Annotated in this window: 8 protein-coding genes and 1 pseudogene; 2 read left to right on the top strand and 7 right to left on the bottom strand. The window is 68.2% G+C overall.

The features are described 5' to 3' along the window. Positions 1-111 precede the first annotated feature (111 nt). From QZ609_RS21790 to QZ609_RS21800, 3 genes are all read right to left on the bottom strand, one after another. Positions 112-972, bottom strand: coding sequence for an alpha/beta hydrolase (locus QZ609_RS21790; RefSeq protein WP_295499474.1), 861 nt, complete (start codon positions 970-972; stop codon positions 112-114). 64 nt (positions 973-1,036) lie between these two features. Beyond that, on the bottom strand, positions 1,037-1,510 hold the full coding sequence (cueR, locus tag QZ609_RS21795) for a Cu(I)-responsive transcriptional regulator (protein WP_295499476.1): 474 nt from the start codon (positions 1,508-1,510) through the stop codon (positions 1,037-1,039). Continuing rightward, positions 1,507-3,753: a cation-translocating P-type ATPase gene (locus tag QZ609_RS21800; RefSeq protein WP_295499478.1), complete on the bottom strand. Its 2,247-nt coding sequence runs from the start codon at positions 3,751-3,753 to the stop codon at positions 1,507-1,509. The genes cueR and QZ609_RS21800 overlap by 4 nt, the downstream gene beginning before the upstream one ends. 149 nt (positions 3,754-3,902) lie before the next feature. On the opposite strand from QZ609_RS21800, the gene QZ609_RS21805 reads away from it, so the two are divergent. Further along, on the top strand, positions 3,903-4,103 hold the full coding sequence (locus QZ609_RS21805) for a heavy-metal-associated domain-containing protein (protein WP_295499480.1): 201 nt from the start codon (positions 3,903-3,905) through the stop codon (positions 4,101-4,103). A 65-nt stretch (positions 4,104-4,168) separates the two neighbouring features. Here the strand turns inward: QZ609_RS21805 and QZ609_RS21810 are convergent, their stop codons facing one another. From QZ609_RS21810 to QZ609_RS21825, 4 genes are all read right to left on the bottom strand, one after another. Then, complete coding sequence (locus tag QZ609_RS21810; RefSeq protein ID WP_295499482.1) at positions 4,169-4,897, bottom strand: OmpW family outer membrane protein; 729 nt, start codon at positions 4,895-4,897, stop codon at positions 4,169-4,171. A gap of 191 nt (positions 4,898-5,088) precedes the next feature. Beyond that, entirely contained in the window at positions 5,089-6,093 is a 1,005-nt protein-coding gene (locus QZ609_RS21815) for a delta(1)-pyrroline-2-carboxylate reductase family protein (RefSeq protein WP_295499483.1), read from the bottom strand. Positions 6,094-6,146: 53 nt separating this feature from the next. Then, the gene (locus QZ609_RS21820) at positions 6,147-6,935 is read right to left on the bottom strand and encodes a lysoplasmalogenase (protein WP_295499485.1); all 789 of its coding nucleotides are present in this window, start codon (positions 6,933-6,935) and stop codon (positions 6,147-6,149) included. 76 nt (positions 6,936-7,011) lie between these two features. Further along, the gene (locus tag QZ609_RS21825; RefSeq protein ID WP_295499487.1) at positions 7,012-7,488 is read right to left on the bottom strand and encodes an Lrp/AsnC family transcriptional regulator; all 477 of its coding nucleotides are present in this window, start codon (positions 7,486-7,488) and stop codon (positions 7,012-7,014) included. 139 nt (positions 7,489-7,627) lie between these two features. On the opposite strand from QZ609_RS21825, the pseudogene QZ609_RS21830 reads away from it, so the two are divergent. After that, positions 7,628-8,138 (top strand): annotated as a pseudogene (locus QZ609_RS21830) (phenylalanine 4-monooxygenase); the annotation flags it as partial.

The raw sequence follows: 8,138 nt of genomic DNA on the forward strand, positions 1-8,138 counted from the left end.
TCGGCGCGCCTTTCTTTTGCCTACTTTTCTTTGGCAAGACAAAGAAAAGTAGGTCAGCCCCGGCAGGGGATGACAGAAGGGATGCACCACCAGCCCAAAGCCAACCTCACATCAAATCCGAGAAGCCAACCACTCCGTCATCTTCCCAAACACCTCACCCCGCATCGGCTGCGCCTCATTGAAGATCTCGTGATACCCGCTCTCAAACCAAGCGAGCGTGCGCAGATCTTCCGGCGCATTGGCATAGAAATCCCGGCTGCCGGAAGGATCGACAATCGTGTCCGATCCACCCGCCATCAGCAGCATAGGCGCCTCCAGCCGCGCGGCATCCTGCTGCGCCTGGGTAATCGCATTAAGCATGAATTCCAGCAACGACGCACTGATCGTCTTCTGCACCAGCGGGTCCACCCGATACGCCGCGCCGATGGACGGATCATGCGACAGCTTGGCAGGGTCCACCGGATTGGGCACCGGCAACTTGGGCGCGATCGCAGAGAGAATGCCGCGCACGATGCCCGTGCCGGGCGGCAGCTTGACCCGCAGCGCCGGCGATGACAGCAGCACGCCGCGCACCGGCCGGATGCGCGCGGTTGCAAAGCGCGCGACGATCAGCCCGCCCATGCTGTGCCCAAGCACGAACGGCATCTCGCTCCATTCGGCGACGGCAGCGTCGAGGATTTCTGCGAGGTCGGTGAGGTAGTTGTCCGGCGCGTCGAGCGCCATGCGCGGGCCGCCGCTCTTGCCGTGGCCGCGCAGGTCGAAGGCTCGTACGCGCAGGCCGAGGTCGGTCAGCACCTTCGCCACATGCGGGTAGCGCCCGCAGTGCTCGGCCATGCCGTGCACGAGGATGACGGTGCCGCGGGACACACCCGCTTCCGGGGCCGGAAGCCAAGTGCGGACGAACAGCTCGGTGCCATCCTTCATGCGCTGGCGTGTCTCCAGCGCGCCAGCCACGGCGGGGGCTTGCGTCATGGGCGTCGTCTCCTCTTTGGGTTGCCAGATTGTGGCATAGACGCCGCCTGCTGCATTGGAGGAATCAGTCTGGCGTTGGCGCCCCCTCGTCCGACGCGCCGCAACAGGTGGCCTGATCCCCTGCCACGCCCTCCAGGATCGGACAGTCGGGCCGGTCATCTCCATGGCACGCGTCGGCCAACGTCAGGAGCGTGTCGCGCATGCCCTGCAGCTCGCGGATGCGCGCATCGAGATCGGCCACATGGCGCAGCGTGATGGACTTCACGTCGGCGCTGGCACGCGCGCGGTCGTGCCAGAGCGAGAGCAGCGTGCGGATCTCCTCCAGCGAGAACCCCAGCGAGCGCGACCGGTGGATGAAGCGCAGCACATGCACCGCGCGTGCGTCGTACATGCGGTAGTTGCCCTCGGTGCGCGGGCTGGGCGGCAGCAGGCCGATGCTCTCGTAGTAGCGGATCATCTTGGCGGTCACGCCGCTCGTCTTGGCCGCTTCGCCGATATTGACGGGGCCCTGGTTGGCGTTCAGATCAGTGCGGGTCATGCGCCCTCTCCTGCCTGGGGGGCGATGGCGCTGGCGGCTTCCCACCGCGGACGCCAGCGCCGCAGCATCAGCGCGTTGGTGACGACGCTCACGCTGGAGAACGCCATCGCCGCGCCGGCAAAGGTGGGCGAGAGCAAGCCGAACGCCGCCAGCGGAATCCCCACCACGTTGTAGACGAAGGCCCAGAACAGGTTCTGGCGGATCTTGGCGACCGTGCGCGCCGACAGGTCCAGCGCGGCCGCCACCAAACGCGGCTCGCCACGCATGAGCGTGATGCCGGCGGCCTGCATGGCGACGTCGGTGCCGGTGGCCATGGCGATGCCGACGTCGGCGGCGGCCAGCGCGGGTGCATCGTTGATGCCATCACCGACCATCGCCATCACATGGCCGCGCTGCTGCCACGCGGCCACGCGTGCAGCCTTGTCCTGCGGCAGCACCTGCGCGGCCACCTCGTCGATGCCTAGCGCCTCGGCGACGCTGCGCGCGGCGCCGGCGTTGTCGCCCGTGACCAGCGCGGTGCGGATGCCGCGCTGGCGCAGTGCGTCCACAGCTTCCCGCGCGCCCGGCTTGAGCGCATCACCAAAGGCGATCAGGCCCAGCAGATGAACCCCGCCCTGCCCGCCTTGCGCGAGCCACGAGACGGTGTTGCCTTGTGCTTCCAATGCCTCGGCACGCGCCTGCAGTGCGCTGCGATCGAGGTGCAGTTCATCCATCCAGCGCGCATTGCCGAGGCACAGCGCGGTGCCGTCCACGAGGCCGCGCGTGCCGCGCCCGGCCAGCACCTCGGGCGCTTGCGCAGGCATGACGGTGCGGCCTTGTACCGCCACATAGTCGCGCGTGGCCTGTGCCAGCGGATGGGTGTTCTCAGCCTGCAGCGCGGCAAGCTGGTCGAGCAGTTGGCCAGCGTCGATGCCCGGAGCGGCCTCCACCGCCACCACGCGCGGCTGGCCGACGGTGAGCGTGCCGGTCTTGTCGAACACGACGAAATCCACCTGCTGCGCCCGCTCGAGCGCCTGTGCATCGGCAATCAGGATGCCGCGCCGCGCGCCCGCGCCGGTGCCCGCCATGATGGCCGACGGCGTGGCCAGCCCCAGCGCGCACGGGCAGGCGATCACCAGCACCGCCACCGCGTTGACGATGGCGGCCTCCCACCCCGCCCCGGCGATCGCCCAGCCGGCCAGGGTGAGCAGCGCCGCCACCAGCACGGCCGGTACGAAGATGGCGCTTACGCGGTCCACCAGTTGCTGGATCGGCGGCTTGGCGGCCTGCGCGTCTTCGACCAGTCGGATGATGCGCGAGAGCATGGTGTCCGCGCCGATGGCCGTGGTGTGCACCAGCAGCACGCCGTCGGTGGCGATGGCGCCGGCGGTGACATGGTCGCCCTCACGCTTGGGCACAGGCAGGCTTTCGCCGGTCAGCATTGATTGGTCGACGTGGCTGGCACCCTCGGCCACCGTGCCGTCGACGGGGATGCGCTCGCCCGCGCGCACCGACACCAGGTCGCCCACCCGCACCCGGGCGATGGGGATGTCGCGCAAGGTGCCATCCGCGCCGCGCACCCGGGCGGTCTCGGGCCGTAACGCCTGCAGCGCGCGGATGGCCTGCGCGGTCTGTCGCTTGGCGCGTGCTTCCAGCCACTTGCCCAGCCGCACCAGCGTGATGACCACGGCGGCGCTCTCGAAATACAGGTGCGGCATGCCATCGGCGCCCGCACGCCACCACAGCCACAGCGACAGGCCATAGGCCGCCGACGTCCCGAGTGCGACCAGCAGGTCCATGTTGCCGGCACCCGCGCGCAGCGCCTTCCAACCCGACTTGTAGAACCGCGCGCCGATGACGAACTGCACCGGCGTCGCCAGCAGCCATTGCACCCAGGCCGGCAGCATCCATTCAATGCCGAGCCAGCCGGCGACCATCGGCACCACCAGCGGCACGGATAACCCTGCAGCCATCCACACCGGGCCGGCACCGTCCCAGAAGCTGGGTTCAGGAACAGCCGGCGCGGCATGCGCCTCCGAAGCGAGGCGCGCGTCATAGCCAGCGGCCTCCACGGCAGCGACCAGGAGGTCTCCCGCCGCCGCACCCTGCACGCGGGCGCGTTCGGTGGCGAGGTTGACGCTGGCCTCGGTCACACCGGGCACGGCACGCAGCGCGCGTTCAACCCGGCCGGCACAGGCGGCGCAGGTCATCCCGCTGATTTCCAGATCGAGCGATGGGGCGTCGGCAAGCGCGGCGGCAGTCATGGCAAGGACAGATTCGTGGAAGATGGCAGCAGCCTGGACCTTCCCATGTTGGTAAGGTCAAGCCTCATCTTACACTTGCGCTTCCCATGGTGGGAAGGTTCATACTGCAAACCGTGTTCCCTTCCCCCCCCTCGCTTTCGGAGTCTCGAATGACCACGTTTTCCGTTGAAGGCATGAGCTGCGGCCATTGCGTCGCCGCCGTCACCCGCGCCGTGCAGAAGGTCGACGCCGGCGCTCAGGTGCAGGTCGATCTGTCCCGCCAGACCGTCGTCGTGCAAAGCGGCGCCGGCGCTGACGTGCTCAAGGCCGCCATCGAGGAGGCCGGTTACCCGGTCAAGGCCTTCGCCTAAGTTGGTGCTGACAAACAAAAAGGCGTGCCGCGATGGCACGCCTTTTTTGTGGCCGATGGCTTCGCTTAGAAGCGGTAGCCGACGGTCAGGAAGGTCACGACCGGGTTGATCTTGATCTTCGCTTCGCTCTGGATATGCACGCCGTTGGCCAGCGTGGTGTCGATCGAGGCGGTGGTCTTGAGCGGCAGGTACGACACCGACAGGCCGACCAGCCAGTTGCGGTTGAAGGCATACGTCACACCGGCGTTGACCACCGGGTTCCACGAGCTGTCGGTCGACACCGAGCTCGAGCTGCCCGGCGTGCCGCGGCCCAGCACCATGGTCTGGAAGGCGCCGTTGGTGATCTTCGCATCGGTGAACCACGTGTAGTTCACGCCCAGGCCCACGTACGGGCGCAGTGCGGTCTCGGCGCCGCCGAAGTACCACTTGACCAGGATGGTCGGGCTCCACTGCTTGGCGGTGCCAAGCTCGCCAAAGCCGCCGAACGTGCCCGTGCCGTTGATCTTGTGCGTCGGCGGGATGCCGCCGGCGAATTCAGCGGCAAGGTTGTCGGTGAAGAAGTGCGTGAAGGCGAGGCCCAGCGTATCGCCGTCAGTGATCTTGGCGCCGGTGCCTGCCACCGGAGCATTGATGGGCATGGGGCCGACGCTCTTGACGAACAGCGGATCGCTCGAGCTGTTCGGGGCGATGTGGAACCAGCCCAGGCTCACAACGTTGCTACCCGCGCTTTGGGCGTGGGCAGCGGCGGAGAGAATCATCCCGGCGGCGACCGCCAGTGCTTTCTTATAGGTCATGTCTGCTGTGCTCCTGTATGAAACGCTTTCAGCGCAAACGTTGCGCGTGCGTTTTAAGTCTCCTCCCTGGCGGAGGGACGGCCATTATCCCGCCTGATTGCCTTGGCTAGAACCCTTTTCCTAGAGGTTTCCTGTTACAAGCGGCACGAAAAACACAGTTCTGGCGGTGATCTTCGTCAAGCGTTGTGTTTTTAAACAGGTTTGACCTTTGAGAGCGCCAGCACGCAGGCCGCAAGGTCCCACAAGGCGCTGCCCACGCTCTTGAAAACCACCGGCACGGCTGCCGCCGCGGGCGGGATGGCATCGGGCGCGACGTCGATGCACTGCTGCAGTGGCCGCACGCGCGACCACGGCACGCCGGCCTGCAGCAGGTCGCCGGCCTCGACCTCCAGGTCGACCAGGGTGTCGGCAAAGAGCCGGTCGGATGCCGCCGCTTGCACGCACAGGCGTGGCGGCAACTCGGCCATGTCGGGCCGGAAGGCGCCGACGGCGGCAATGAAATGCCGCGGACCCCAGCGGTAGCCGGTGGCGGAAGCGCCCAGCTCGGCCAGATCGGGCAGCACCGGCTCGGTGGACGGCGTGGCGGTAATCACCAGCGGCCGGTCCGGCAGCACCGTGCGCGCGGCTTCGGCCACACCGGATGCATTGCCGCCGGCCAGCGCGGCAGCCTCCATCCCCAGCCGGCGGGCGTGGGCGGCCAATGCCTCGGCGCTGTCGAGGGTGCGCGCGATGATGGTGACGCGCCGCGTGCCGAGCCCGATGCGGAAGGCCTCCAGGTGCGCCCGCGCCTGCGCGCCGGCACCGATCAGCAGCAGATCGCCTGCCGGCTGCGGCGCCAGCAGGCGAGCGGCCAGCAGCGACACCGCCGCGGTGCGATGCGCCGTGACCGTCGGACCGTCGAGCAGCAGGCGGCGCACGCCGGTCTGGGCGTCCATCACCACCACCTCGCCGTGGATGGCGGGCAGCCCGTGCGAAGCGTTGTGCGGATGCACGGTGATCATCTTGGTGATGGCGATGTCGGCATTGCAGGCCGGCATGAGCAGCAGGCTCCCCGGGCCCGGCACCGGCATGACCAACCGCGCGGGAGCCCGGGCACGGCCGGCGCGCGCGTCACGCAACACCTGGGCGATGGCGTCGGCCAGCGCGGCATAAGGCAGGCGCGCCGCTGTCGCGGCCGCATCGAAGGTCTGCAGCATGGTGCCTCCGCTCAGGGGATGGAGGAGAACGGGAAACGGGGGGGGGGAATCGATCAGGCCGCAGCCGGCGCCTGCGCGGGCACCGCGTGTCGCGGCTGGGGTGGCGCGCGCCGCGTCAGCAGGCCGGCGGTGATCAACAGCTGGGCGGCGGCATAGCTCCACCAAATCGCCAGCTCGTGGTCGGTGAACGGGAACACGAAGACGCTGATGCCGATCATCGCGTCGGAGGCGGCGAAGGCCAGCGCGCCCCACACGGTGAGCGGCCCCGGCAGGCGTGCCAGCAAGGCCGCGCACACCATCGCCGAGAGCACGGTCATGTAGGCGATGACCGGCCCCTTGAGTTCGCCCAGGCCCGGCCAGTACCACACCAGCATGCCCGCTGCCACCCCGAGCATCGCGCCCACCGCGATCAGCCGCAGCGGCGAGGATTCGCCACGCAGCGACACCAGCACGCGCAGGTAGCACAGATGCGCCAGCAGGAACGAGCCGAGGCCGGCCATGAAGGAGATCTTCAGGCCCGGCAGCGCCAGCCACAGATCGCCCAGTGCGGAGAACAACAGCGCACCCACCAGCCAGCGGCGCTCGCGCGGCACCTCATGCAGTGACGCCGCGCGTGCCAGCAGCAGCGCCATCAACATCTTCCACAGCGGCTGCGCGACGATGCGCCCGGCCAACGGCGTGCCGGGCGGCACCTCCACCGCCACCATGGTCAGCATGCCGCCGTAGGTGACCCCCGCCACCGCCGCGGCCACCCACCACGCGCGCAGGCGCAACGGCATGCCGTAGCCGCCAGTGCGATGCGCCGGCGCAGGCGCCGGCTGCGTGGTGTGTCCTTCGACCATCGTTGTCTCCCCGTCAAATACCTGTGCAGCGTGACACGTCAGCCACCCGGGCGCAAGGCGCCCGAAGTCCGAATGCCTACCCACCAAGGTGGGATAGCGGCAGCGCGCCATCCCGCTTCAGGGCGGTCAGCACAATATTGGAACGCACGTTGTCCACCCCCGGCACGCGCATCAGCTTGCGCATGACGAACTCCGACAGCGCCGGCAAGTCCGCCACCACCACACGCAGCATGTAGTCCGCATCCCCCGCCACGGAGTAGCACTCCTGTACCGCGTCGAGCAGCATGATTTCCTCGCGGAAGCGCTCGACGATGGCGTCGCCATGGTGCGCGAGCTTGACACTGGCGAACACCGTCACACCCAGCCCCAGCCCGGTCGGCGACAGCACCACGCGATACCCCTCAATCACCCCTTCGGATTCGAGCCGCGCCAGGCGCCGCCCAACCTGGCTGGCCGACAAGTGCACCTGCTCGGAAAGCTGCTGATGGGTCGCGCGGCCATCGCGCTGGAGGGCCGCCAGCAGGGCCAGATCGAAGGTATCCAAGGAAATCATGCACATCTCCAGCATTGATAGAGCGGATTTTGCATGAATTCCGCAAACGACGTGCGATCGGCGCTGGTTTTGCGGCCAATCCGCGTGGCCTCCCCAATACACTGGCCGCATTCCGATTGCATTCGAGCCCAACATCACCATGGCCATCGCAACCACCGCCCCCGACGCGTCCTCAAACGCGGCTCCTGCCGGTTTTACCGGCACCCTGACCGACAAGCTGAAAGAACAGTTCGCCGAAGGCCTGGACGGCCAGACGCTGCGCGCGGACTTCACCATGGCGCAGCCGGTGCACCGCTACACCACGGCCGACCACGCCACCTGGCGCACGCTGTACGACCGCCAGGAAGCGCTGCTCCCGGGCCGCGTCTGCGATGAATTCCTGCAAGGCCTGTCGACGCTGGGCATGAGCCGCGACGCCGTGCCGTCGTTCGACCAGCTCAACGAGACGCTGATGCGCGCCACCGGCTGGCAGATCGTCGCCGTGCCGGGCCTGGTGCCGGACGAGGTCTTCTTCGACCACCTCGCCAACCGCCGCTTCCCGGCCAGCTGGTGGATGCGCCGTCCGGACCAGCTCGACTACCTACAAGAGCCGGACTGCTTCCACGACATCTTCGGCCACGTGCCGCTGCTGATTAACCCGATCTTTGCCG

This window comes from uncultured Ralstonia sp., from assembly GCA_913056305.1.
In the GTDB taxonomy this organism is placed as follows: Bacteria; Pseudomonadota; Gammaproteobacteria; order Burkholderiales; family Burkholderiaceae; genus Ralstonia.